The organism is Desulfosporosinus sp. FKB (assembly GCF_002196705.1).
Lineage (GTDB): Bacteria > Bacillota > Desulfitobacteriia > Desulfitobacteriales > Desulfitobacteriaceae > Desulfosporosinus.
This window is the reverse complement of sequence record NZ_NADJ01000040.1, coordinates 222,381-248,014: the sequence shown is the minus strand read 5'-3', so window position 1 is coordinate 248,014 and position 25,634 is coordinate 222,381. Positions and strand designations below refer to the sequence as shown.

The window sequence follows — 25,634 nt, the reverse complement described above, 5'->3', positions numbered from 1 at the left end:
TCAAGCCTTGATCGAAAGCTTTAAACCCGTTTGTGGTTTGTTTCCACAGCACCTTAAATTAGGTGACTTTAACCGTTTGAATCAATTAAGGGGATGGTGCTTCCGCCATAAGGCATGATAATTGTTTTAGACTTCGGGTTTGCAATATCAGCTAGTTTAAAGGCCTCATCCAGAGAGTTGGTCCCAAGGATTCCCATGGGTTCCACAAGCTCGGGGGCAATTGAAGAATAGAGAATTACTTTAGCCTTACGGGTAGATTCAACAGCAGCATAGAAGATATAACCTGGTATGGTGAAATTCCTGCGCAGTTCGGGATCAAGACAACCATTTTTTAAAGGATTACTCCAGCTAAAGAACTCGTCGGCTCCAGCTCCTTCGCGGCATTCAGCAAGCAAGAGAATAGTTCCTCCTGGTTTAACGGCCAGAGCTGCATTGAATAATGACTTCGTTGATTGATAAAGAGAGATGTCCTTAGGAAATCCTCCGCAGCTGGCAATGACTAAATCCGCTAGTTCAGGGATTGGAACTCCAAACTTTTCGTCTGCCCATCGGCATCCTTCTTCCCAAGCGGTAAGCCAATGCCCTCCGACAAGCTTGGCGATATCTCCATTAGTATCAATAATAGAATTGATAAGAAAATCAGGATTTACAAACTCTGTGCATTCAACCATATCTAAGTGCAAGGGATTATTGAGAACAGCTCCTACTCCGATAAGCGGATTGGATTGTTCTGCTTCAGGGTCAAGAGAATGCAAATGATTCTGAGCAATGGTTTTGCGGCTTGATACTCCGGGAACAACAGATTTGCGGCCTCCGCCAAAGCCTGCCATCAAATGGTGGACAATTCCGCCGGTTAAAATGACCTTCCGGTCGATGACCAGTTTATTTACTTCTACCTCAGTTCCGCGGGAGGTCGTTCCAACATACACCATCTCTGAATGATCACAATCGTGATCAATAACATCTAATCGCTTGAATAAGTTTTCACCAATAATTCGCTTCTTTTCCTCCGGTGTTCCTCCTCGATGAGTTCCGGTAGCCACGAGGACAACAATATCTTTGTCGGGAATTCCCTGTTGGTTAAGTCGATCAACAACAGGAGGCAAATATTGTGAGAGCCGAATAAGACGAGTGATGTCACTTACAACAATGGTTACCTTATCTCCTGCCTGGAAGAGCTCATTAAAGGGCTTAGAGCCTATTGGCTGTTCCAGCAAGTTATTAACTTCTAGATCAATATTATGAACTGGGGTTAGTTCCTGTGTTTTAAGAATCTTAATCAAATTTTCCTCCGGAAGTTGAACCTCAATTCCTGTCTCACCATATTTAAGTCTGTAGCTATGCAACGTTTTAATACCTCCTAAAAACATAACACCCCATAGGGTGTATAGATTAAGATCAATTCAATTATCGAATGATCATATAATAATTAACGAGTATTATTGCTATTATACAACAGGTTTGTTCTGAATTAAACCATATCTCATACTTTTTTCACTCTTGAAGTATAATTCGTATAAATATCGAGTTACATGAATGCACCACCGGACATAGACCATAAATATATGAGCCTAAAGTAACGAAAACCAAAAATAAAAGTACTTTGACAAGGTTATATAAATGTACTAATATATTAGTACAATAGAAGCTGAAAGGAGGTTTTAGATGACATTCAAACTAAATTCTGATAGCCGAATCCCAATCTATATTCAGCTTAAAGAGGCAATAAAACTTGCTATTGCGACTGGTCAATTTCTCGCAGGTTCACAGTTGCCTACTGTCCGTCAACTTGCAGTGCAGTTAAAAATTAATCCCAATACGGTTTCCCGGGTTTATTTAGAGTTAGAAAGCGAGGGGGTACTGTCTACAAAACAAGGCAAAGGAACATTTGTTAAGGATCATCCAAAAATCGATACCACGATAAAGGAGAGTAGCCTGAATGAACTAATGGATGATTTTATCATTAAGGCTTCCGCCCTAGGTTTTTCCCCGACGGAATTACTGAATGCCATTGAGAAAAAAATGAAGAGGAGTGGAGACGTTTGAAAGATTTAAATTTTGGCAGTTTTTTGTCCTTTAGAGTACCTCCGCTTGCCATTGCTTTGTTTATTATTATTTTTGGATTTGGTTTAATAACGGGTATCATTTTTGAGATGCCACTGTTTGTTGTTAGTTCTTTTTTCTTAGGTGCTCTGGTTTCGTCTGCGATAAAAATTTCCAGTCAGTGGGAAAAAGCTGTAGTCTTAAGATTGGGTAAGTTTCATAAATTGTCTGGACCAGGACTGTTTTTTATTATTCCAGTAATTGACTCCGTCTCGAGCTGGGTTGATCAAAGAATAATAACGACTACTTTTAATGCCGAACAAACCTTGACTAAGGATACAGTTCCAGTTGATGTTGATGCCGTACTTTTCTGGATGGTATGGGATGCGGAAAAAGCCGCCTTAGAAGTGGAAAACTACAAAGATGCAGTAACCTGGGCGGCTCAAACAGCTCTTCGGGATATTATAGGCAAGACTCAACTTGCCGAAATGTTAGCTGGTAGGGAGAATATTGATGAAGAATTGCGGAGGATAATTGACCTTCGTACTGAACCCTGGGGAGTTTCGGTCCAGTCGGTAGAAATCCGCGACGTCATTATTCCTAAAAATCTGCAGGATGCAATGTCTCGAGAAGCTCAGGCTGAACGGGAACGTAAAGCAAGGGTTATTTTAGGAACAGCAGAAACAGAAATCGCTGCCAAATTTGCGGAAGCTGCAAAAGCTTATGAGAATAACCCTGTCGCAATGCATCTTAGGGCTATGAACATGCTCTATGAGGGACTTAAAGAAAAAGGAGCTTTGGTGGTCGTACCAAGTACCGCAGTTGAGACGATGGGCTTAGGAACAATTACTGGACTCACATCAATGACAAAATATCCACCGTCTGAGAATGATTAAAATCAGATTAAAGGTCAGGAGTGTTAGGGATGGAGTTTAAGTTGGCTCTTCTAGCTGTAAAGAACGTTGAAAAGTCTAAACAGTTTTATAAAGACCTATTTGATCAAGAAGTTGTTCTTGATTTGGGCAAAAATGTAACCTTTAGCGGCGGTTTCGCTATTCAAGAGGATTTTGCCTGGTTGACAAACTTATCGTCAGGATCAGTTATTAAAAAATCTAATAATATGGAATTGTATTTTGAGGTTGAGGATTTTGAGGAGTTTATTGTAAAGCTTAGTGCTTATGAGTCAATTGAATACGTTCATCTGCCGAAGAAACATGAATGGCAGCAAAGAGTAGTTCGTATATATGATCCTGACTATCACATGATTGAAATCGGTGAGTCTATGGCGGTTATTGCCAGACGTTATCTTGCTAAGGGCTATTCGATTGAAGAAACTTCTAAAATCATCCAACATCCTATTGAATTTGTGGAAAAATGTAAGCAAAGCTTGTAAGAAATTTTACCATTTAGAGGACGCTTCGGCGTCCTCTTATTAATTCTGAGCATATGGATTAAATTTCCTTATTTTCATAATTATATTTTCGAGAAGGAAATTATTTGCTTTGGGTCGAAATAAATATTAGTAAGTGACAGATTCTGTATTCGAGTTAAATGATGAAGTTTAATGGTAACTGATATCATTATAAATGTTAATAAAAATTTAATAAATTTCTAATAAATTTCTATGTAACCTCTTAACTATGTCAAACACTCTATATTATGGGACCGGATTAATGGATTGCCCAATAGAAGGGAGGGAGAATTCCGTTCATATGATACGAATTAGATTAACTATTTGCTATCCGACAATACAGAAGAATATCATCTTGGAATAAGTTGATGTCCTAAGTATACGTAATAATAATGCGGAGGTAGAGGTATAACCATGAAAAAAATCAGAATATTAATTTTTCTCCCGATACTGTTATTTTCGTTATTGTACTCAACATCGGCTTTTGCGGGGGAGTCTAGGCAATTAGGTGCATCAGAAGTCGAAGCTCAAGCTCAAGCCCAAGCCCAAGCTAGAGAGGATCACGTAGTTGCCTCTATTGAAATTGTTAATGTGGTACAAAAAGATAAAACTCATTTCACCTTTAAATACGAAATAGATAATAAATACGGAGTAGTAATTACTCAGCAGATACCGGCCTCGCAAATAATTACCGCTTTAAAGGACGGAACAATTACTCTGGACCCTGCGAGTCAAACGGGCGAAATTTCCCTTAATTCTCAGGCCGATCCTAAGAAGACGATAACATTTGCCTTAGGTGACAGCATAACTCGGGTAGCCTCCCAATTTGCTGTAATTGAAGGCATCAATGATAACAGCGCTGCCGAAGCTTCTGATCTTGCTGAACTTTTGAAAGCTGAGAATAATGACCATCAGCTCTCTCAAATAATTTTTACGACAACTACTTTGAAGAAAACAGGTGAAGATTCTTACACATTTACCTACCAGGCATTAAATCAATACGGTATCGATATTACTAATTCAATCCCTGATGATCAGATTACCGCAACATCATCATCCGGTTCAAAAATAACATTGGACCCATTAACAGAGACCGGAACAATAACTGATAGCTCGTCTGACAGCGATAAACCGTTAATTATTACATTGGTTGATCAGCTGACGGGAACAACGGCTGTTTTAAATCCCAATGATATCGAGGAAACAGACCAGGATGAAGATGCTGTCAAACCAGCAAAAGTATTGTTTCCTTCGAATAATGCTCTGAAAACTGATGATAAAACAGCGACTTTTAGTTACAAGATCCTAGATAACGGTTATGCAACGATTACAAATCAAATTCCCGCCACTGATATTACTGCGACTGCCTGGATAGGATCGACAAAAGCTGATGTCACTTTGGATCCTTTAACAGGTACAGGAACAATAAATTATAATTTCACGGACACGGATAAAAGTGTCATGGTCAAGCTCTTATATAAGACAGATGTTGGGGCAACAGCTTCGCTCAATTTATGCAAATCAGAAGCGCAGTTGGAGGCGCAGAATAAAACAACAGTAGATGATAATGATTTATCAGTTGCTCAAATCTCCTTTCTCTTAACAGATCAATTACAATATCAGATATTTAATAAATATGGCCAAGATATTACTAGTAAAATTCCGTCTTCTCAAATTGCTTTGAGTTCATCTGTGAATTCTATAATAAGTTTGGATCCCGTTACAGGATCATGTAACTTTCGATATGATTCCTATAATACGAACAAAGATATAATCCTTAAATTGCAAGACAAACTCACAGGTGTGGACGTCTCCGAAAATTTAGGGCATATACACTCTTGGAAACAAGATATTGATAAGAAGATTGAGCAAATTGCTTTTGCTTCAGGATCATTAACGAAAGCAGGAGATAAGACTGCCATATTTCATTACAGGTTACTAACAAATAACAACTTGGAAATCACTGAAGCTATTCCTGTTTCTCAGCTAGAGGTCACGAATTCTCTCGGTGCATCAATAACCTTCAATCCATTAGTGGGAATAGGTGCAATCCACTATAATTCTGCTTCCGACATGGATAAACCTATTTCGATCACGCTTACTGATAAAGTAACGGGTGAAAAGACAAGCTCAACCTTAAAAATAGCTGAACCTGGATCCTCAAGCGAAGCTGAAAGCTCCAAAATCGCGAAAATTAGTATTGCTCCTAGGACAGGCATTTCACCTACTGACGGAGTTGGATATTTAACCTATATTGTAACAGATCAATATGGAAACGATATTACAAATTCTCCCCTCGCTCAGGGGATTGTATTTGAAAGCGATTGTGCGGAATGTAAAATAACATGGAACAACGGTTTACTTACTTTAACCCCGAAAACAAATTATGATCTTCTCTCTATTCCTTCTTTAGTGATAACTGCAAAGGATTCGGCTAGCGGGGTTTCAACAAAGACTACAGTAACGGTTGTTCCTATGTTTCAATAAATATTTTTCGCCTAGCGAAAGGTAGGAAATTGGATAAAAAAACTCCCATCATCTCTGATGAGAGTAACTATTTAAGGCTTAGACAAATTAGAAATTTAACTCGTGATTAATTTTTCGAAGATTTAAGGATAAGGATTGTATTATGACTTAATCTTCTCCCATAAGATTTTAGGAATATCCGTTGGAGTTTCAGCAACATAGCCGCCTGCTTTTGTAATCGCATCTATTTTGCTTTTGGCCGAACCCCGTCCACGCTCGACAATATTGGAAGCGTGAGAAAAGCGCTGTCCCTCTGGAGCCCAGGCGCCGGCAACATAGATAACGAAGGGCTTAGTAAACTGGCCTGAGGCGATTACTTCAGCACATTCCTCTTCTTGTGATCCCCCAATTTCAGCATAGACAGCAACCCCTGCTGTTTCTGGATCAGCTTCAAAGTAAGGAAGAAGATCTGCCATGGATGTTCCAAGTACCGGTTCCGTACCGGTATGCACCACGGTACTTACGCCAAAACCGCCTTCCCGTAAGACCCAGGGAATCGTCCCTGACTGTCCTCCGCTGCGGGAAAATACTCCAATATTGCCCCGTTGGAAAAATTTATTAGCCCAGTCGACGTTGCCTCCGAGCCAACCGACAACCGCCTCTCCAGGAGTAATAATTCCGATAGACCCCGGTCCAATGACCCGCGAACCCTTCATTTGAGCGTAAGCAATCATTTCCATTATATCGTGAATTGGCGTTCCCTCAACACAAGGAATGATGTATTTAACTCCAGCATCTGCCGCCTCCATAACAGCGGTTTTCAGCCCTCTTCCCGGGACAAAGAGTACGCTGAAGTCTATCTCCCCGTGTTCACGCGCAATCTCTTTGACCGTGTTATAGACGGGAACGCCATGGATCTCTTCACCCGCCTTGCCGGGGCTTGTTCCGCCAATCAGTTTAGTTCCATACTCTTTCATATATTTTGTACGAACTGATCCTTCACGTCCGGTAATCCCTTGGACAATGACTTTCGTATCTTTACTTATCAAAATGCCCATATTCTATCCCTCATTTTCATAAAATCTTATCACAAAGTCTGATATTTTAGATCAGCTTTATCCAGTTTTTAAGCCCTGATGTTCAGCTTTAGCTGAACGAGTTCACTTAGGCCTGCTGACGCTTTTGAAGATATTCATCGAATCCATTAATCGGAATCTCAATTCGAATTGCGTCCTTGCCTTTAAAGTGACAGGCAAACTCACAGGCCAAGCATTCCGTACCCAGCCGCAAAATCTCTTCTTGACTCCGCTGGCCGACAGAGGCCCTGCCTTCAGCATCAATTTCTAAGATACCTCTGGCAAATTTCTTACAAGCTTCTGCACAGGCCTTTGTTTCACAACTTGGGCACTTATCGGTGTCAATTTTAATCGTACAGCTTTTCTCTGAAAATTCCATCATGATTTTATCCTACCTTCCTTGCATCTTTCTCTGCTCGGTATTCCTGGCTTAAGGCTAAGAGTCGTTCCCCGATAAATTTCGTATCCGTAACGTGTTCTTTTCCGTAAATTTCAATTCTCTTTCCAGGCCCATCCGGGGTCATTAAATCTGCTAGGCCGGTCCTGAGGATTTCCAAGGACTCGTCTTCCCGATTACCGCAGAGAAGAAGAACACAGGGAAGACCTGGTTTTTGGAGCGGCAGAATCTCGCGGAGAACTTTGACAATAGCATGAGCATGATGCCACTGCTCCTGATTGGCCATCATGAAGCCTCCAAGGAGATAACCGTCAATATTTGGCTGCGAGAGAACGCATTTTGCCACCCGGTAAATCTTAGAACCTACGGGGTTTCCGCTGGTATCGGCATAGTTCGCAGGTTTTAAGCCAACTTGATTTAAGACATCAAGACCCATCATGGCAGAACCGCCTCCAATGGGATGATAACCGATATGGTAAGGACTAACTTCGTCATATCCCATATTCATTAGAAATCCTGTTCCCCGGGCATCCGTCTCTTCGATACTCCAGCCAATATAATCAAGTTCCGTCGGTTCTCCGGGAAGATCCCGGGCAATCTTAATCCCGAATTCCGGGTGCCGGCTAACTGAACTATTGTCGATTTCCATCTTGCAATCAGCGCAAATAAGTTCACCGTTTCCTGTCATAATTAAAGGATTAATTTCGAGAGTCTGACAATCGTACTTTTTATACGTTTGCGAAAGTTTGGCAAAGAAGGAAGCAAATTTACTCAAGTCTTTGGCCGGTATTCCCGCTTGACTCGCTAAATCAACTCCATCATAGGTTTGCAGTCCGTTTACTGGGTTGACAAACATTTTGATAATCTTGTCTTCGGGTACACTTTCAATATCCATGCCGCCCTCGGTACTAAACATGACCATGGGAGATCGAGCTTCTCTTGCCCCATTAATCACGAGTGAGACGTAAAATTCCTTTTTGATATCAAGTTTTTCTTCAACAAGTACCTGACGCACCGGTAATCCTTTGACCGTCTTAGCCAAAATTTCGGCAGCTGCACTTGCTGCTTCTTCCGGAGTATTCACCAATTTTACGATCCCTGCTTTGCCGCGTCCTCCTGCCTGGACCTGACCTTTAACGGCAACAGGGCCGCCGATCCATTCAGCAACTTGCTTTGCCTCTTCGGGCGTAGCAGCTGAACGGCCTTTGGGAACAGGTATACCGGCTTTAGAAAGCCATTCCTTACCTTGATACTCTAAAAATCTTGCCATAATTTCTCCTCCAAAACGTAAAATTTTGATTTGTTTCTTATTTACAGATACCAATACCCTTGACTGTTAAATAACTGGACATACTGGACCTTTCATGAAATCTTTGAACAAAATGTTCTTTGAAAACTGCCTAGTAACATTTATCATAGTAATAATGGTTATTGACGCAAAAACAAAACGCCGTTTTAAAGAGTGGAAATACTATTATTCTTTTGGAGGTGGACTCGCTGCCTTTTCTTTGTAGTGGACACATGAGATGACCGAAAATTCACCGCCTTGACAATAATACATGCAAAAATCTTCAGTACTTGGATGAAGGATTTCACAGGTACCCCTGTCCGCACAACTAGCACATTGACATTGAAGACAGAAACCATCGAAGTTCATTTTCTTTATCCCTCCTTCTGGGGCATTCGTAAGAGAATAACTCATTTAAATGATTGCTGCTTAAGAGTTGCAATTATGATGCCAATGCTTAGAGGGATTCCCCGAGAAAAACCCTATTGAGGTCATTTGCCCCAATAGGGTTGCTTACAATCCCTTGATATTTGTGGGTTGTGGCTTAATTATTAGTCACAGTTTCATTAGAAATAATAATTTCCGGGGAGATCCAGCTGGTTTGAAATGATCTGATTAATGCCCGCAATAAAAAGAGATGTTCCGAAGATGAAATTTATCATTTCATCTTTGGAACAAATGATTACTAGTCTTTTAATCCGTTACGTTTTCTCCATAGAGTGGTACGCCCAATACCTAATTTTTGGGCTACTAGATTTCGGTCATTTTCATACTGTGCTAACATCGAATCTAGAATTTGTTTTTCGGCTTGGTCTAAGGCATCTTTAAGGCCATTTTCAAGATTGACTTGTAATGAAAGTGATTTGTTGTCTTTCCTGATCTCTTTATTTAATACTTTGTTTAATATTCCAATCCAGCTGGGTATAGTTTTAAAATGATCAACTAATAACGATAACTGTTCGATCACATTACGCAGTTCCCTGATATTTCCGGGCCAAGTATATTCAAGCAATAATGGCAACAACTCGTTTTCGGTTTTGGCATCGAGTTCTTTGCTGAATTTCCGGAAGAAAACTCCCGTTAGTAAGGGGATATCTTCTTTGCGCTCTCTTAAGGGGGGGAGTTTTATTCCGAAAACCTTCAAACGATAATATAAATCATTGCGAAATTCCTCCTGCTTGACCTTTTCTTCGAGGTTTTTATTCGTGGCACTGATTATTCGAATATCAACAGGTATAATTTTATCGCCGCCGATGTGCATGATTTCTTTTTCCTGCAAGACTCTCAATAACCTGGCTTGCAATGATTTCGGTATTTCGCCGATTTCGTCCAAGAATATTGTGCCGTTGTGAGCCAGTTCAAATAACCCCTGTTTCCCTTCCTTTTTAGCGCCTGTAAAGGCGCCGCCTTCATAACCAAATAATTCACTTTCCAGTAGATGCTCAGGAATAGCGGCACAATTCACGGCAATAAAAGGCCCACTGGCACGTTGGCTTGAATTATGAATACTCTGAGCGAATAGTTCCTTACCGGTTCCGGATTCGCCTTCGATCAGGACAGAAGAATGGGTGGTCGCATACAAAGCAGCCATTTCTTTAAGTTCAAGCATGTTGGAGTTGTTCGTCAGAATATCTTCGAAATGATGCTTGGCTATAAACCCTTTGTGATAAATCCGCTTGCGAATTTGTTGCTCTAAGTTCTGGACTTTTGTAACATCTTGAAATGTACTTACGACACCGACCGGCTTGTCATCGAGAAAAATGGGTTGGCGAGTAGCCGTTATTATCCCTCCATTGATCTTTTGGAGGTAAGCGATTTCCGGTTCGCCATTCCTATAGACATTAGGAATTCCGGTATTGGGAACGATATCTAAAACCTGTTTTCCGAGGGCATCTTCTTTAGGCAAACGGAAAATCCGTTCTGCTGAGGGGTTGAAGGTGACAATTCGATTTTGTTCATCTGTGACAATAATCCCTTCAGCTATGGAATTCAAGACTGCATTTAAGCGGATGGCTTGGTTTCTGACAAGTCGATGCACTTGAACGATGTGTTTTGTTTCAAGGATTGAACGATAAACAGTTTCTTCGCCGGAACATACCTCAATTCCCTCTAAACCTTCTTCTTGAGCTAACTGGACGGCAACATTGCCGCCGATAATTACTTTTAGACCACGCTTTTTAACATCGCTTACTGCCTTTATAATATCTTGTCTATTCAAATATATATATTCATGAAGAGTTTTGTTGAACATTGCTTCAATATCTCGTATGCCATATATGTTTCGACCATAGTTGAAAAAAGCGATGTCAGTTACTTCTTTGGGAACTTGATACATAGACCGAACGATATTAAACTGGGTAATTGGAATGGAAATAACAGGGATATCTACCACTTGTCTAATATACTCGGCAGTACCTCCTCGACTCAAAATTGCATCTACTTTAGGTTCAATTTCCTTCGCAAGATTTGCAGCTTCCTCGAAGGCAGCACATAAATTGACATACTTTATGTCTTCGCGTTTTGCTGTTTTTTCAAAGACCTCAGATAGTTTTGGATAACTAGCAATTAGGGCAAGATTGAGTTGATCCAAATCACGTTTATTGTCCATACAATCCCTCCCAGATAAGATTAGCCAGGTAAGAACAGCTCCAGAGGGGCATTTCATCATCTTAGATAGTCGCAAATGCATATGTTTCTCATTATGATACGTTGTTTCATTATATGAATAATAAATTGATTTTCTACTCATGTTATGGGCTATAACCCAAGTTCCATAGTAGATAAAAAAATTTTTCCATAAAAATAGATATGAATTGAAAGTAACATATCTATAATTTTTTTTCAATAATTAATTTTTCCAATTTTTATACAGAGCCTTTTAAGGAAATACCGCTTATGCATCAACTAAAGGTGATAGTTTTCTGCTTTGTTTATTAAGCAATATAGATTACAATAAGAAAGACACATGGATGAGCTATCTAGGAAACTTCATCCTTTTTTGACTTATAATATTCGTATCTTCGTTTACCTAGTTCGAACAGTTCTTTTTCTTCTTCAGTTTGAACTGACAAGAGAGGCACAGGAGTAGGTATACCTTTTTTATCTAAGGCTACCATGGTAAAATGAGCAGTTAAAGCCTTTTTAGGTGGTTCATCTGAGTCCAGGTCCTCAACATTTACTGTTACGGCGACTTCCATCGAAGTGCGGCCGGTAAAAATAATTTGAGCTGTACATGTAATCAATTCCCCAACAAAAATAGGCAGATGAAATTGAATTTCATCAACCCTTGCAGTTACCACGTTCGTATGAGAGTGCTTCCGGGCGACGGCATAGGCTGCAGAATCCATTAGCTTCATTATTTCTCCCCCATGTATATTACCTACATAGTTGGCTTGACTGGGCTGCATAACAACACTCATTACTAAATTGGCTTCAGATAATGGTCTTTCTGCCATAGCTTCAATTCCTTTCAAGAGAGAATAGAATTATAGTATCCAATTATTTTACAATTAATTACTATTCGTATTGTTTTTGTAAAAACTAAAGACGTAAAATTTTGGTCTGGGAAATCACGTAGACAGGACAGTTGTTTTTTAAATGGGCTTTCAAAGGATGAGTGAAAAAATGAAAAAGATTATTCTAAGTGCAGATAGTACCTGTGATTTTGATGATAAACTAAAAGAAAGATATGAGGTGAATTGTTGTCCATTGCATGTTCTTTTAGACAACAATGATTTTCGGGATGGAATTGACATTACACCAGATGACATTTACGCTACTTTTCAAAAAAAACGTATCTTGCCTAAAACAGCAGCTCCGAATCCTGCAGAATATATCAGTTATTTTAAAAGGTGGACAGATGAAGGATATGAGGTTATCCATTTGAGCCTGGGCTCGGGACTTTCGTCTTCTTACCAGAATTGTTGTATAGCTGCTCAGGAATTAAAAAGCGTCTATCCCATCGATTCATGTAATCTTTCTACAGGTATAGGTCTTCTTGTCATTGAGGCGGCTGAGCGTATAGCAAAGGGAATGCCGGCAGAGAAGATCTCTGAGGAGGTTAAAGCTTTAAGAAGCAAGGCTCAGGCAAGCTTTGTCCTGGATAACTTAACCTATCTTTATGAAGGGGGCAGATGCTCAGCTCTTGCCGCTTTCGGTGCTAATATCTTGAATATTAAACCTTGTATTGAAGTAGACAATAGCAGTGGAAAAATGAAGGTCGGCAAAAAATATCGAGGTGCCTTGGATAAGGTTCTGAAATCCTATACAATCGATAAGTTACATGGTCATCCCGATATAAATTTAGGTAGGGTTTTTATAGTTCATTCAGGTATATCTTCCGAATATATCAACCTTGTTCGAAAAACTGTCGAAGAAATAGCCGGTTTTAAGGAAGTATTAATTGCAAAGGCTGGTTGTACGATCTCTTCTCACTGCGGACCAAATACTCTTGGCGTGATGTTCATGACCCATTAACTTTGGCAAAAACACCTGCTCTAATAAAATAGAATTTTAGGCCATAATCAAGAAGTTACAACGAGATTATGGCTTTTTTTATTGCAGAGGAAAGGTATAATAGGCGACTGAAATAATTATGCTGAGCGAGTGCAACACTACGTTTTTTAAAGTTATAACCTTGGTTATACTGGCTTATGGAGTGAGTGAAGTTTCCCTGCGGAAAGTGAGTTAAACGGGGAACAGTAAAAGGTTTAAATAATATGTTAAAATAGAGATGACTTTTCGAAATACAGACAAGATGGGAAGTTCGCTTGTCTAGAAAAAGAGGAGATATGTCTATGCCTGAAAGAAAAATAGACCCTTTGCAAGAAAATTCTCCTAGCTTAGACATTCGTTTAAATATACGTGAACGAACAGAAGAGGATGAAGAACGACTATCAGAGTATGCGGCCAGGAGTAAAATGGCCCTGCGAGAACGTCGGGAAGAAGAATGCCCCATCCGAACAAAATTTCAGCGGGATCGGGATCGGATTTTGCACAGCAAACCCTTTCGGCGTTTAAAGCATAAGACTCAGGTGTACATCGCCCCCTCAGGGGATCATTATCGTACGCGAATGACTCACAGTCTTGAGGTTTCACAAATCTGTCGTACCATTGGACGAGGTTTACAATTAAATGAAGATCTAATTGAGGCGATCGCTTTAGGGCATGATGTCGGCCACACCCCCTTTGGACATGTTGGAGAAGAAGCCTTGCAGAAGATCATTGGGCACTTTGAACATAATGAACAATCAATTCGAATTATGAAGGTACTGGCTCGTGACGGCTTAGGGTTGAATTTGACAAAGCCTGTTCTTGATGGGGTCTTGAACCATACCGGAGAGGGAATTCCGTTTACCCTTGAAGGTCAGATTGTCAAAACCGGTGATCGTATTGCCTATCTCTGCCATGATTATGACGACGCTTTACGGGCAGGGTTATTATCCCAAGAGGATTTGCCGCAAAACGTGAAGAAGATATTGGGGGGAAAACCCAGTGTAATGATTTCTAATATGGTCGTTGATATGATTGAAGCGTCGAAGGGAAGATCTCAGATTCGGCAGACCCTTGAAGTTGGGGGTGCAATGAATGAGTTTAGACAGTTTATGTTCGTCAAAGTATATAACAGTGCTGCCTTACGGGAGGAACGCCGAAAAGGACAGTACATTGTTCAAGCACTGTTTGACTATTATATAAAGAATATCGAAAAATTGCCGAGCAGTTATTTAGCTTGGGCTGAAGACGACAAAACTCAAGCTGTAGTCGACTATATTTCTGGATTGACAGATAATTATGCTATTGATCTCTTTACAACTTTATTTATCCCGCGCTAAGACCGGCGGGGGTAAAGTGGAGTACAAAAAGAGAAAGGTTATAGAAACTGAAATTCGTTTGCTATAACCTTTCTCATTATTAATTCTGCAGAAGAAACGCTTAAAATGCAAAAGATATTCTTCATAGAACAGGAAAATCGCACATAACTATTATTACAGAATATGGAGTAAGCAAAATAAATGTTAAATCTTATCAATTAGCAATAGGATATAGGATTATTTTTGCTGCAGGAGTATAAGTTTTAGAAAAGATAACCAAACTAAGGTTTGGGCAAAAGTCTGAAATGTCAACAAATGATTTGCATAGCATACTTACTACTTACTTAATTATTTACGAATCAGACTTGAGTTACTCTTAAGCGGAACACTGGTATCCAGGTTTCCAAGAATACCATCTTGTTTTTGCCCTTCTAAAAGGAATTGAACGCTTTGAACATCAGGCAAGTTCGTTATGCTATCTACAATACTATAGATAGTCATTATTTCAGCGTCCGATCCGCCGCCAAAATTCTTTCGAAATTGACTCGAAAGATTAAGGGTAGCAACTCCGTCTTTAACAACAGCACTCCGCAGGATCGTTCCTTTGGGAAGGGGAGTTTCTAAACCTGAAGGAGGAGATGATAGCTCTTTAAATATAGCTTTAATAACTTCTTGATTTGAAACTTCAACAGTCCGTTGATCAGGAACTAAAGCGCTCCCATCCGTATTAGGAAAGTAAAGTGTTAGTTTTACTGTTTTTGCTTGCGTTGCTGAACTATCGGGTTCACTCGTTGAAGGGGATGAGGGTGTTATTGTTGTACTTGTTGTTTGGTTATTATTATCTGATGACGACTGGGTTTGCTGAGTTTTTACAGAGTTACATCCCGTCAAAACTGTGACCATAAGTAATAAGGCTATAAACACGAGACTATGTACTTTATGAATAATACCTTTAGTCATAATTTCTCCTTCCTTAAAATCGTGCTGTTTAACGGGTCTATAAAGGAGCGACGATCAAACTAGTTTGGTTTATTGCTTATTCTAACATGCTTTTTGATAATGTTAAAGGGCGTGGAAAATTCTTCCTTATTATTGGTGCCTCTAAAGGACTTTTGTTAAGAATAAAAGACATAGTTAGGCGACAAATATTTGTCGAAGAAAAGAGGGATTATGGACTAAAAGAGAGAATTAAATAGGTCTTGAAATGAGAATTGCATCCTTTTTAAAACTAATTCTTGATAAGGGGTTTAAAAAAGAGGATTCCGTGAATTTTCGGCGAAGAATTGTATAGAGATAGGGTTGACAAACCATCTGAAATGTGAGAGCAAATCGAAGGGCGAAGAACGTGGAAAATAGGGGTCATGAGGAATTAATTCCAGACGAAGTTATCGAAGAAGTGCGTATGCGTACTGAAATCGTTGAGGTCATATCTGAATATGTCAGCTTACAGCGCAAGGGTAAAAATTTCTTAGGCCTTTGCCCATTTCATGCTGAGAAAACACCAAGTTTTACGGTGACTCCCGAAAAACAAATGTTTTATTGTTTCGGTTGCCATACGGGGGGAAATGTTTTCTCTTTTCTTATGAAAAAGGAAAATTGGACGTTTATTGAAAGCGTTCAAAGGTTAGCACAGAGGTGCGGTGTTGTGCTCCCAGAAAAAGAAATGTCGACTCAAGAGCGAGAAAAAGCTCGGCTCCGACGACGCGTTGAAGAAATTAATGAATGGGCAGCCAACTACTATCATGATCTCCTGTTAAAGTCACCCGAAGGGGAGCCCGGACGAAGTTATTTTAAAAAGCGCGGTATAGATTCCGAGACAATGAATAAGTTCCGTTTAGGGTATGCTCCGGAGCGGTGGGACGGTTTACTTGAGTATATGCAAACACGCGGAGTACAGCCTCAGGAAATTGCCGAAGCTGGGTTAGCCTTGGAAAGAGGAAAGCCAGGCAAGGATGGAAGAAAATTTTACGATCGTTTTCGCAATCGAGTACTATTTAGCATTCTTGATCACCGCAATATACCAATTGCTTTCGGCGGACGCGTTTTAGATGATTCTGTTCCTAAGTATTTAAACTCTCCAGAAACAACCTTTTTTAATAAGAGGCATCATCTTTACGGAATGCATCGAGCTCATCAAGGAATTCGGGAAGAAGGTTATGCCCTTTTGGCTGAGGGTTATATGGATGTTATTGCGCTTCAGAATGCAGGATATCCTAATGCCGTAGCATCCTTAGGAACTGCTTTAACACGGGAACAGGCTAACCTCTTAAAAAGGTATACTGGGCGCGTCGTTCTTCTGTATGACTCTGATGATGCTGGCCTCAATGCTGCCATACGCGGAGGAGAGATCCTTCGCAATACAGGACTTCAGGTTGAGGTCGTAACCTTGAAAGGAGCAAAAGATCCCGATGAGTTTTTGAAAAATCACAGCCGCGAAGATTTTGACAAACTTGTTAAACAGGCAGTGACATATGTTGAGTTCAAATATCAAACATTGACTCAAAACCAACCTCCTCAGAACATTTTAGAGAAAGCCGAGCTAGTGCATAAGCTCGCTCCTGATGTCCTTAAGGTGGTCAGTCCAGTTGAGAGAGAAGGGTACGAACGGTTCTTAAGTTTAGAGCTAGGGCTGACATTAGAAGCTGTACAGCGTGAGATTAAAAGCCTGGAACAGAAAAATAGTAAAAAAGAACGTTCTGGTGAATATTCTCCACAAAATCCGATTAGTTCTGAGAAAAATAGGGATAATATTAGTAATGCCATTATATGTAAGAGTGATCCGGAAGCCCCTCAGCCAACCGTTGATCTGGGGGTATATAGAGCGGAACGGACACTTTTGCGCTTGTTATTAGAAGATATCTCCTTAACAAAAAAAATTAAGGAGCAATTAGGAACCTCCTTCTGGAGAGTTTCCACGCATCAACAAATTTTTGATTATCTCGATCAGGAAGGCAGTTTACCTAACCGAAGCAATGAAACGGTTCAAAGTCGTTTGGCAAGCCTACTCCTGGAAGAGTTAGATACATCCCAAACTGAGCGGCTGCTTGAAGATTGTATTCAAGGTATTCTCTCTGCTCAAACAGAGGATACAGTTGAAGATCTTCAGGCTCGTATGGTTGCCTTAGAAAAATCCGGTGACATGGCTGGTGCCATGGCTCTGTTGAAAGAGATAGGAGAGCGGTTGAAACGTGGCAAATAGTAAGGTTAAAGGCACTCAAATGAAAGATCCTAAGGAGGACGGGGGACAATTGAAACAAGAGCAGCAAATGGACAACGTTCAGGCTCTTATACAGAATGGCAAAAAGAAAGGTTCCCTAACCTATAGAGAGATTATGGACGCTCTTCAAGGAATTGAGCTTTCTGCGGATCAAATTGATGATATTTACCAACAACTTGCTCAAATGGGAATAGACGTTGTGCCTGGGCCTGAGGATGTTGAACAGGAAGTCTTAAAAAAGGGCAAAGCTGACGATGATGATGATCTCGTGGATGATCCGGATGATATCGAAGAGGAGACAGAAGTAGATCTTTCCGTACCGGAAGGGGTAGGGATTGATGATCCTGTCCGAATGTATTTGAAAGAGATTGGCCGGGTGCCTCTTTTATCGGCTGAAGATGAGATTGAGCTAGCGAAAGGCATGGAGGCGGGAGATGAAGAATCAAAGCGTCGTCTTGCTGAGGCTAATTTACGGCTGGTAGTTAGCATTGCTAAACGATATGTTGGCCGAGGTATGCTCTTCTTGGATTTAATCCAGGAAGGCAATCTGGGATTAATCAAGGCCGTAGAAAAATTCGACTATACCAAGGGGTACAAGTTCAGTACCTATGCAACTTGGTGGATTCGCCAAGCTATCACACGCGCTATTGCCGATCAGGCCCGTACGATTCGGATTCCTGTGCACATGGTTGAAACGATTAACAAACTTATCCGGGTTTCCAGGCAGCTCTTACAAGAGCTGGGACGTGAACCTGCTCCCGAAGAAATTGCCAAAGTGATGGATATTCCTGTTGAACGTGTGCGGGAAATCATGAAAATTGCTCAAGAACCGGTCTCTTTAGAGACTCCCATTGGGGAAGAAGAAGACTCTCACTTGGGAGATTTTATTCCCGATGATGATGCTCCTGCTCCAGCTGAGGCAGCCTCGTTCATTCTCTTAAAAGAGCAATTGGAGGAAGTTTTGGAAACGCTGACGCCACGTGAGGAGAAGGTCCTTAGGCTTCGTTTTGGACTTGATGATGGCAGGACCCGTACCCTGGAAGAAGTCGGGCAGGAATTTGGCGTAACTCGTGAACGAATTCGGCAAATTGAGGCCAAGGCTTTAAGGAAATTGCGTCATCCGAGCCGAAGCAAGAAGCTGAAAGATTACTTGGAGTAAGGGGTAATTGCCGAAGTTAAATTAAATAGGCTAAATTAAATAGTAACAAGATTTAAGATTTTTGAGATAAAGGCTTGACTATTTGGGATAGATTAACTATAATAATGCGTGCAAAGGGCATTCCTCGATAGCTCAATGGTGGAGCAACCGGCTGTTAACCGGTAGGTTGTAGGTTCGAGTCCTACTCGGGGAGCCAATTTATTTTTCCCTTTTCGGGCCCATAGCTCAGCGGTAGAGCCCCCCGCTCATAACGGGTTGGTCCTAGGTTCGAATCCTAGTGGGCCCACCACATTCGTAGTTCGAGATACGAGGTTCGTAGTTCGAACGGTGAATAAGATTAATAATGTGAAGCGCAAAGTTCTTGTTTGAATGGATCGAACCACAAACTCGAATATCGAATATCGATTCGGGCGATTAGCTCAGCGGTAGAGCGCATCCTTCACACGGATGAGGTCATTGGTTCGAGACCAATATCGCCCACCAATGACGCAAATGATGGACTGTGGCAACTATGCCGGAGTCCATTTTTGATTTGATCCTATTGTTTCTCATGCGCGTATTTGGTTATAATACTTTATAATTAAATTTCGAAGAAGGAATTATTATATTACGAGGTGACCTATGACCTTTTCGATGACATTGGGTCCACGCCTTCAGTTGGTTGCATCCCTGGTTCCTTTGGACGCCAGACTTGGCGATATTGGGACAGATCATGCTTATTTACCAATTACTCTTGTAGAAGCCCAGAAAATCGCCAAGGCAGTTGCCGTTGATGTTCATGAAGGGCCCTTTAAATCCGCCTTAGCAGCGGTTAAAATGAGGCAATTAGAACGGGTTATTGATGTCAGGATGGGCGACGGACTGAAGCCTCTGGCAGTGGGGGAAGTGAATGTCTTAACCCTTGCCGGGATGGGCGGAAAGACTATGTTAGAGATCTTTGCTGCTCGACCGGATGTATTGCAAGCAGTAACTCATTTAATTGTTCAGCCTCAAGGAGGGGAAAGAACGTTACGCTTGTCTTTATTAGACTGTGGGTGGCGCTTAAAAACAGAACAATTGGTAAAAGAAGACGGGCGCATCTATACAGTTATGGCCTTTTCTCGAGATGAAGGCCAAACTATGGCTGAATTATCCTTACAAAAGGAGGTCTGGCTTCAACGATTAAGCCCTCCAAAACAAGAGGATAACAAGTTTTTGGGGTATTCAATGATCGTTGACAAGCTAGTCTGGTATTTTGGCCCGTTGATTTTAGAGCAACCTACAGACCTTCTGAGAGAATATCTGGATGATTACAGCGAGATGCTTAGACGACGCTTAGAACAGATGAAGCAATCCAATAAATCGGAAACCCTGGAAAAAATCAGAGACGTATCTGAGGAGTTGGTCTTGGTGGAGGGAATCAAAAAATGGCAGTATCGATAGGCCTTGTAGCGCAACATATTGAAAAACTTGCCCCAAAATATTGGGCTGAAGAGTGGGACAATGTTGGTCTGTTAGTCGGATCTGGCTCTACGCCCGTTGAGCGCATTTTGATTGCTTTAGACGGAACTTTAGAGGTCATCGAGGAGGCTAAAGACTTTGGGGCACAACTCATTGTCGCCCATCATCCGATTATGTTTCGGCCATTGAAAAATTTGAGATCGGATAATCCTGCGGCAAAGATTCCCTTGACATTGTTCAATTATCAGATCGGATACTATGCGGCACATACAAATCTTGATCAGTCGAGGCTGTCATCCAGCATAACATTAGGAGAGATTTTAGGCTTAAAAGAACTAAAGCTTCTTGAAGAGCAAAGTTATAATAGTACGGAGGAACTTCGCGGGTATGGTGTTATTGGTTACTTGGAGCGCCCGGAACCATTAGAGGCTGTATGGCAGAACTTTTTGGAACGTTTGCTGCAGTCAAATAGTTATGCCCACCCTTATAATTTGACAGGCGTACGCTTAGCCGGGTCACTAAAAAAAGACATACGCAAAGTGGCGATTGTCAATGGCAGCGGAGGCCGGTTTGTGCCGAAAGCACTATTTAAAGGTGCGGACTTACTTATCACAGGAGACGTTGATCATCATGCGGTACTTGATGCCCTTGAAGGGGGAATGGCTGTAGGTGATCTTGGCCATTTTCTAAGTGAGGCACCTATGCTTCAGGCATTATACTATTACCTTACTTCTGAAAGGTCACTGCAAGGTATAGAATTTAAAGTTAGTTCAAAAAATGCATCCCCTTGGCTCTAGGCTGGGGGGATATTTTGTTAGCGAAAGTTCCAGCTATAAAAATGAATTGTAGTTAAGAATTAATTAAAAAAATTTGTGAAAGTGATAATTAATACTTGACACTGAATGACGAATCATGTATTGTAGGTATATAGAAAATAATCAGAAAATAAAATTAAGACCAAAATATAACCACTAATTTGGAATTGTTTTTGGTCTAGAAATTTTTAGTAAAAATAACTGAAGGAGTTGAGAGCATCATGAATCGAGCAGAAGTTCTCCGTATGGAACGCGAAAAGGTTTTAACAAATTTTAAAGAAGATAATGCAAATCGGGCAAAATGGTTAGCAGCCCTAATGGACATTGATGACGAGATGGAAGAAATGGAAAAGAACCAAAACTCTCCATTTGACCAAAACTGATTTTTTTAGTAAGATAATTGAGCGAAGTAAACTAGATGATCGCGGGAGCAGGGACTGAAAAGTCGCTCCTGAGGAAAGTCCGAGCTCCATAGGGCAAGGTGCTGGGTAACGCCCAGTGGGGGGAACCCCAAGGAAAGTGCAACAGAGATATACCGCCCATTCTTGATGGATGGGTAAGGGTGGAAAGGCGAGGTAAGAGCTCACCGGCAGTCAGGTGACTGGCTGGCCATGTAAACCCCACCTGGAGCAAGACCGAATAGGGGAACGATGAACGGCCCGTTTTTGTTCCCGGGTAAGGTCGCTGGAGGCTGTCGGTAACGGCAGTTCGAGATAGATGATCATCACCTCCGCAAGGAGAGACAGAACTCGGCTTATAGGTTCACTTCGCCATGCTTATGGGAAACTGCTCATGTATATTTATACATAGCCGTTTCCCTTCAGTTTTTTCCGGGGTTTTTTCGTTCCGTAATTTCCTGAAAAATAGTTATTTGCTTAGTAGAGGGAGGATCAAAGATTTGGTTCTCCCTTCTCTTTTTAGAATAATCCATGAATTAAAAGTAAAGAAATTCTCTATAAACCTTAGTCGATTAATATGAGTTTTACTAACATAGGGAATGAATGAAAGGTAAAAATAAGTCGAAATGTGTTGATAAATAAATGTTGGTTTATACGAGAATTTGGCCTATTATATATACATATATAACAAATGTGGGGAAATTTAGTTTATTTCAAGATTCGATATTAGATTAAATGTTGGCTCTTTGGTAAAGAAAGCGGGGATCAATGACCGTGGATCTGGTTTTAAAAAAAATTAGTCCTAAATTAATTGAAGAGCAAAGAACACCATTGGACTTATTTGATTCAAGGGGTAGGCTATTGCTTGCAAAGGGAAGCTTAATTACCTCTAATGTCTTGGCAAAGCTTAAGCGACAAGAAGTATATAAGATGGAAACTCGGAGTGAAAAAAAAACGTTAATCAAGACTACTAAAACCATTAAGGAATTTTCTAAGGACGTTTATGTAAAACTTGTGGGTTCTTTATGGATCATTTACCATGAGGCCAAACTCTTACAGCCTCAGCATATTGAGAAGATGCTTGCTTTGGTTAACGTAATTATGGAAGAATTACGGACAAAAGATACGTTTTTGGATTTGGAAGGGAATCGAATTAATCTTGAAAGGTATAAACAACATGATTTTGGAATCTATACGCATGTTCTGAATGTGGCTTTGCTGTCTGCAATTATAGGACTACAGCTGAGTTACAATGAAAATAAGCTTAAGAACTTGATTTTAGGAGCGCTGCTTCATGACTTAGGGAAATTACAAGTGCCAAAGGAAATTTTAAATAAGCCCGGAATTTTGACGGAGGAAGAGCGAGACGTTATTAAGCAACATCCTCTTCTAGGAGAAGAAATGTTGAAAGATGCCCGGCTTATATCTTCAGTGCTCGCTACGATTAAAGAACATCATGAACGCTGGAATGGAAGAGGATATCCCTTCGGCTTGAAGGGCCAGGAGATTTATCAAGATGCCCAGATCGTAGCAGTGGCAGATGTCTATGAAGCTCTCACGGCTGATAGACCCTATCGTAAAGGTCTTCCCCCATACTAGGCTTTGGAGATGATCATTGGCGGTTCTGGGACTGACTTTAATCCCCTTTTCGTTAAAGCCTTCCAGGAAGCCCTGGTGCTCTACCCAGAAGGTTCCCTGGTTACCTTAAATACTGGTGAAATAGGAGTTGTGGCAGCGATACCGCTAAACATGCCGACTCGGCCACTCCTCCGTCTTTTATTCGATAAAGAAGGACAATATTTCAATCAGACAATGTATGTCGATTTAATGCAAGATTTAACCCGTTTTATTAGGCGATTAGAATTCAATCAATTCGACTGAGAAAGCAGGTATAAATTTCAGAGCGGGTGCGAAAACTGAGGTTAAAAATCGGATAATCAGACAAGGAGTACTCTTTCTTATGGGTCTTAATTCAGAACTTTCTCCAATGGCCGTGGCCATAGGTTCGATTATGCTGGGGGCTACGGGACAATTTCTATTTCGCCTAGGCATGCTGACTTATGGAAAAGTTACAGTTACGGGGATTTGGCGGCAACTGGGAGCGATTATTTTTACCCCGGCTATCTTTTTAGGATTTATGTGTTTCGGGTTAAGCTCTTTTCTATGGCTTGTGGTGATATCACGCTGGGAATTAAGTTATGCCTATCCTCTGGTTGCTCTCGGGTATGTAATTGCCATCTTTTATGGCACATTGGTTCTTCATGAAAATCTTTCATTTCCTAAAATTATTGGCAGTATTCTTATTTTGGCGGGTATTAGTGTTTTAGGCCTGTGGGCGACATAGCGATAAAGGGAGCTTTAAAGCACAGTTATAAGCTGCTGACAACGGAAGATCCGTGTAGATATTAAGAAAAAAAGAGCTGTGTCGAGGCGAAAGAGAGTAAATTTTGTCGAAAACGAAAGTTGCAAGAAAAATATGAATAGGATAAGATAATCTAAACCCTAGAACTTTTATAAAGTCTTTAGACTAAAAAAGGGGCGTGTGTTGGATGCAATTCAAAGATTTTGGGCGCGGAGCACGGATCGAGTTATCCAAAATGGCCAAGTTACTAGGTATGAAGTTTATCGGGTATAATCCAAAGGATCAGCAAGTATCCCTTGAGGTTCACGGCAAAGGTGTTACTTATCCCTTAGAGGAGTTTATCCAGCAATACGAGAGGATCTGTCCTACTGCTTAAATGTAATTTTCTAAAGGTGAAATAATAAAGAGGAGCTTTTCTCTTGGCTTTATGAGAATAGCTCCTCTTAATATTTATTCTTTTTGATAAAAGAAAGAAGAAACTGCTTTTAAACCGAGGTGTTTCATTCCAAAGAGATGTTCAGTGCTGCCGGTAAAAAGGATTCCTCCTGTTTTTAGAGCATCTGTGAACTTTTTATAAAGCATTTCTTTAGCCTCGTCTGTAAAATAAATAACGACATTCCGACAGGCAATAAAGTCAAAACCAGATTGAAAACGATCGGTTAGGAGGTTCTGGTGCTGGAAGGTGACCAATCGTTTTACGGAGTCTTTGATTTGATAGCCTTTGTCAGTTGAGATAAAATACTTTTGCAGGAATTCAGGGGGAGTACTTGCAAAATCATTTTGTTTATAAAGGCCTTCCTTAGCTTGATTCAAAACATTAATGTCAATATCCGTACCTAAGACTGTAAATTTGCTATTCGGAAAGTATTCCGTCAAGGTCATGGCCAGAGAATAAGGCTCTTGCCCGCTCGAACATCCGGCGCTCCAAAGTTTTAGAGGGCTTTTGCTCTGAAGGAGCTGGGGGATAATGGACTCTTTCAAAGTTTTCCACTGATTTGCGTCGCGAAAAAACTGAGAGACATTAATGGTCAGATGTTTGAAAAAAGCGTCATATAAAATTTGATCTGAATTGAGGGCTTTGAAGAACTCAGGAAACGTTGGGTAACCATGGGAGTTCATAAAACTAAGAATTCTTCGCTGCATTTGGTTTTGTTTATAAAATTTAAGATCAAGTCCGCTTTTAGGGTGAAAGGCTTTAATAAAGTCCTCATAGGTATTGGAAATGGGTGCTATAGCCAAAAGGATGACCTCTCTCTCTTTGAATAAATTAGTATGCTATTGTAACTTCACTAAAGGCTAAATTAGGCAAAAAGATCTACAATGAGTCCCTTAATTTCATCGACCTTGGTTAAAACTTCTAAAGGCTTAGCCTGTTGGTCGAGCAATTGTTTTCCTAGATCTTCTAAAGCGTTGTCAATTTTGGAGATTCGAGCCATAATTTTCGGACGACCGTGGAAATCCCAGGAGGACTCTTCCTGCATTTTTCGGCTTTGGCCAAAGGTTGAACGCAGGAAGGATTTAACCATATCACGAAAATCCTTTAAGTCTCGAATGGAAAGAGATTGAGATAATTTTTTGCCCTGGGTCTCAAGACGCTCGAGAAAGGTTTGAAGTTCAGTCTTTTGAATGTTTTGAGCTTGAGACAAGACTCCTTTAAAATCGATTGTACGTTCTGAAGAGCTTTGAGAATCAATCGTGGGAGAAGAGGCTTGTGCTGGTGTCTCAATGCGAATAGACATAGTCATTCTCCTT

At 40.7% G+C, this 25,634-nt stretch carries 25 protein-coding genes, 3 tRNA genes and 1 other RNA gene; 19 read left to right on the top strand and 10 right to left on the bottom strand.

Annotation, left to right across the window (positions count from 1 at the left end):
• Positions 1–68: 68 nt before the first annotated feature.
• Positions 69–1,346: a nickel-dependent lactate racemase gene (larA, locus tag B5Y67_RS22715; protein ID WP_242976088.1), complete on the bottom strand. Its 1,278-nt coding sequence runs from the start codon at positions 1,344–1,346 to the stop codon at positions 69–71.
• Positions 1,347–1,665: 319 nt separating this feature from the next.
• On the opposite strand from larA, the gene B5Y67_RS22710 reads away from it, so the two are divergent.
• From B5Y67_RS22710 to B5Y67_RS22695, 4 genes are all read left to right on the top strand, one after another.
• On the top strand, positions 1,666–2,046 hold the full coding sequence (locus B5Y67_RS22710) for a GntR family transcriptional regulator (RefSeq protein WP_088228659.1): 381 nt from the start codon (positions 1,666–1,668) through the stop codon (positions 2,044–2,046).
• Complete coding sequence (locus B5Y67_RS22705; RefSeq protein WP_170932779.1) at positions 2,043–2,939, top strand: slipin family protein; 897 nt, start codon at positions 2,043–2,045, stop codon at positions 2,937–2,939. Before B5Y67_RS22710 ends, B5Y67_RS22705 begins: the two co-directional genes overlap by 4 nt.
• 29 nt (positions 2,940–2,968) lie before the next feature.
• Positions 2,969–3,436 carry a VOC family protein gene (locus B5Y67_RS22700; protein ID WP_088228658.1) on the top strand — a complete coding sequence of 156 codons (468 nt, stop codon included), beginning with the start codon at positions 2,969–2,971 and terminating at the stop codon, positions 3,434–3,436.
• 432 nt (positions 3,437–3,868) lie between these two features.
• Positions 3,869–5,941: a hypothetical protein gene (locus tag B5Y67_RS22695; protein ID WP_088228657.1), complete on the top strand. Its 2,073-nt coding sequence runs from the start codon at positions 3,869–3,871 to the stop codon at positions 5,939–5,941.
• 140 nt (positions 5,942–6,081) lie between these two features.
• On the opposite strand, the gene B5Y67_RS22690 is transcribed toward B5Y67_RS22695, so the two are convergent.
• The 6 genes from B5Y67_RS22690 to B5Y67_RS22670 all read right to left on the bottom strand — a co-directional run bounded on the left by B5Y67_RS22690 (position 6,082) and on the right by B5Y67_RS22670 (position 12,136).
• Positions 6,082–6,978: a CoA-binding protein gene (locus B5Y67_RS22690; RefSeq protein ID WP_088228656.1), complete on the bottom strand. Its 897-nt coding sequence runs from the start codon at positions 6,976–6,978 to the stop codon at positions 6,082–6,084.
• 106 nt (positions 6,979–7,084) lie between these two features.
• Entirely contained in the window at positions 7,085–7,378 is a 294-nt protein-coding gene (locus tag B5Y67_RS22685; RefSeq protein WP_088228655.1) for a hypothetical protein, read from the bottom strand.
• 4 nt (positions 7,379–7,382) lie between these two features.
• Positions 7,383–8,663 (bottom strand): ATP-grasp domain-containing protein, encoded by a 1,281-nt coding sequence (locus tag B5Y67_RS22680; RefSeq protein ID WP_088228654.1) that lies wholly within the window; start codon positions 8,661–8,663, stop codon positions 7,383–7,385.
• Positions 8,664–8,867: 204 nt separating this feature from the next.
• Positions 8,868–9,050 (bottom strand): hypothetical protein, encoded by a 183-nt coding sequence (locus tag B5Y67_RS25075; RefSeq protein WP_140419140.1) that lies wholly within the window; start codon positions 9,048–9,050, stop codon positions 8,868–8,870.
• 316 nt (positions 9,051–9,366) lie between these two features.
• A complete protein-coding gene (locus B5Y67_RS22675; RefSeq protein WP_088228653.1) occupies positions 9,367–11,289 on the bottom strand; it encodes a sigma 54-interacting transcriptional regulator in 1,923 nt (640 codons plus the stop codon).
• Positions 11,290–11,659: 370 nt separating this feature from the next.
• On the bottom strand, positions 11,660–12,136 hold the full coding sequence (locus B5Y67_RS22670) for an acyl-CoA thioesterase (protein ID WP_088228652.1): 477 nt from the start codon (positions 12,134–12,136) through the stop codon (positions 11,660–11,662).
• Between the two features lie 169 nt (positions 12,137–12,305).
• Between B5Y67_RS22670 and B5Y67_RS22665 the strand changes: the two genes are divergently transcribed.
• Positions 12,306–13,157 (top strand): DegV family protein, encoded by an 852-nt coding sequence (locus tag B5Y67_RS22665; RefSeq protein ID WP_088228651.1) that lies wholly within the window; start codon positions 12,306–12,308, stop codon positions 13,155–13,157.
• 320 nt (positions 13,158–13,477) lie between these two features.
• Entirely contained in the window at positions 13,478–14,512 is a 1,035-nt protein-coding gene (locus B5Y67_RS22660) for a deoxyguanosinetriphosphate triphosphohydrolase (RefSeq protein ID WP_242976087.1), read from the top strand.
• A 327-nt stretch (positions 14,513–14,839) separates the two neighbouring features.
• Here B5Y67_RS22660 and B5Y67_RS22655 read toward each other — a convergent pair whose 3' ends face one another.
• Positions 14,840–15,451 carry a GerMN domain-containing protein gene (locus B5Y67_RS22655; protein WP_088228649.1) on the bottom strand — a complete coding sequence of 204 codons (612 nt, stop codon included), beginning with the start codon at positions 15,449–15,451 and terminating at the stop codon, positions 14,840–14,842.
• A 385-nt stretch (positions 15,452–15,836) separates the two neighbouring features.
• Here B5Y67_RS22655 and dnaG point away from each other — a divergent pair, with 385 nt between their 5' ends.
• The 13 genes from dnaG to B5Y67_RS22600 all read left to right on the top strand — a co-directional run bounded on the left by dnaG (position 15,837) and on the right by B5Y67_RS22600 (position 24,258).
• A complete protein-coding gene (gene dnaG, locus B5Y67_RS22650) occupies positions 15,837–17,690 on the top strand; it encodes a DNA primase (RefSeq protein ID WP_088228648.1) in 1,854 nt (617 codons plus the stop codon).
• Positions 17,680–18,867 carry an RNA polymerase sigma factor RpoD gene (rpoD, locus tag B5Y67_RS22645; RefSeq protein ID WP_088228647.1) on the top strand — a complete coding sequence of 396 codons (1,188 nt, stop codon included), beginning with the start codon at positions 17,680–17,682 and terminating at the stop codon, positions 18,865–18,867. The genes dnaG and rpoD overlap by 11 nt, the downstream gene beginning before the upstream one ends.
• Positions 18,868–18,988: 121 nt before the next feature.
• Positions 18,989–19,063 (top strand) — tRNA-Asn (locus B5Y67_RS22640).
• Positions 19,064–19,081: 18 nt separating this feature from the next.
• A tRNA-Ile gene (locus tag B5Y67_RS22635) sits at positions 19,082–19,156 on the top strand.
• A 119-nt stretch (positions 19,157–19,275) separates the two neighbouring features.
• Positions 19,276–19,350: transfer RNA gene (locus B5Y67_RS22630), tRNA-Val, on the top strand.
• A gap of 138 nt (positions 19,351–19,488) precedes the next feature.
• Positions 19,489–20,289, top strand: a complete 801-nt coding sequence (locus tag B5Y67_RS22625; RefSeq protein ID WP_088228646.1) for a class I SAM-dependent methyltransferase — start codon at positions 19,489–19,491, stop codon at positions 20,287–20,289.
• The gene (locus tag B5Y67_RS22620; protein WP_088228645.1) at positions 20,274–21,104 is read left to right on the top strand and encodes a Nif3-like dinuclear metal center hexameric protein; all 831 of its coding nucleotides are present in this window, start codon (positions 20,274–20,276) and stop codon (positions 21,102–21,104) included. Before B5Y67_RS22625 ends, B5Y67_RS22620 begins: the two co-directional genes overlap by 16 nt.
• A 239-nt stretch (positions 21,105–21,343) precedes the next feature.
• Entirely contained in the window at positions 21,344–21,505 is a 162-nt protein-coding gene (locus tag B5Y67_RS25490) for a hypothetical protein (protein WP_162531698.1), read from the top strand.
• Between the two features lie 23 nt (positions 21,506–21,528).
• An RNA gene (rnpB, locus tag B5Y67_RS22615) (RNase P RNA component class A) lies at positions 21,529–21,895 on the top strand.
• A 486-nt stretch (positions 21,896–22,381) separates the two neighbouring features.
• Positions 22,382–23,119: an HD domain-containing phosphohydrolase gene (locus B5Y67_RS22610; protein WP_242976086.1), complete on the top strand. Its 738-nt coding sequence runs from the start codon at positions 22,382–22,384 to the stop codon at positions 23,117–23,119.
• A gap of 75 nt (positions 23,120–23,194) precedes the next feature.
• Positions 23,195–23,401 carry a hypothetical protein gene (locus B5Y67_RS26065; RefSeq protein WP_242976085.1) on the top strand — a complete coding sequence of 69 codons (207 nt, stop codon included), beginning with the start codon at positions 23,195–23,197 and terminating at the stop codon, positions 23,399–23,401.
• Between the two features lie 79 nt (positions 23,402–23,480).
• The gene (locus tag B5Y67_RS22605) at positions 23,481–23,864 is read left to right on the top strand and encodes an EamA family transporter (RefSeq protein ID WP_088228644.1); all 384 of its coding nucleotides are present in this window, start codon (positions 23,481–23,483) and stop codon (positions 23,862–23,864) included.
• 205 nt (positions 23,865–24,069) lie between these two features.
• Complete coding sequence (locus B5Y67_RS22600) at positions 24,070–24,258, top strand: hypothetical protein (protein ID WP_088228643.1); 189 nt, start codon at positions 24,070–24,072, stop codon at positions 24,256–24,258.
• Between the two features lie 74 nt (positions 24,259–24,332).
• Here B5Y67_RS22600 and B5Y67_RS22595 read toward each other — a convergent pair whose 3' ends face one another.
• Both B5Y67_RS22595 and B5Y67_RS22590 read right to left on the bottom strand, forming a co-directional pair.
• The gene (locus B5Y67_RS22595) at positions 24,333–25,121 is read right to left on the bottom strand and encodes a protein-glutamate O-methyltransferase CheR (RefSeq protein WP_170932778.1); all 789 of its coding nucleotides are present in this window, start codon (positions 25,119–25,121) and stop codon (positions 24,333–24,335) included.
• Between the two features lie 62 nt (positions 25,122–25,183).
• Positions 25,184–25,621, bottom strand: a complete 438-nt coding sequence (locus B5Y67_RS22590) for a YaaR family protein (protein ID WP_088228642.1) — start codon at positions 25,619–25,621, stop codon at positions 25,184–25,186.
• Positions 25,622–25,634 lie beyond the last annotated feature (13 nt).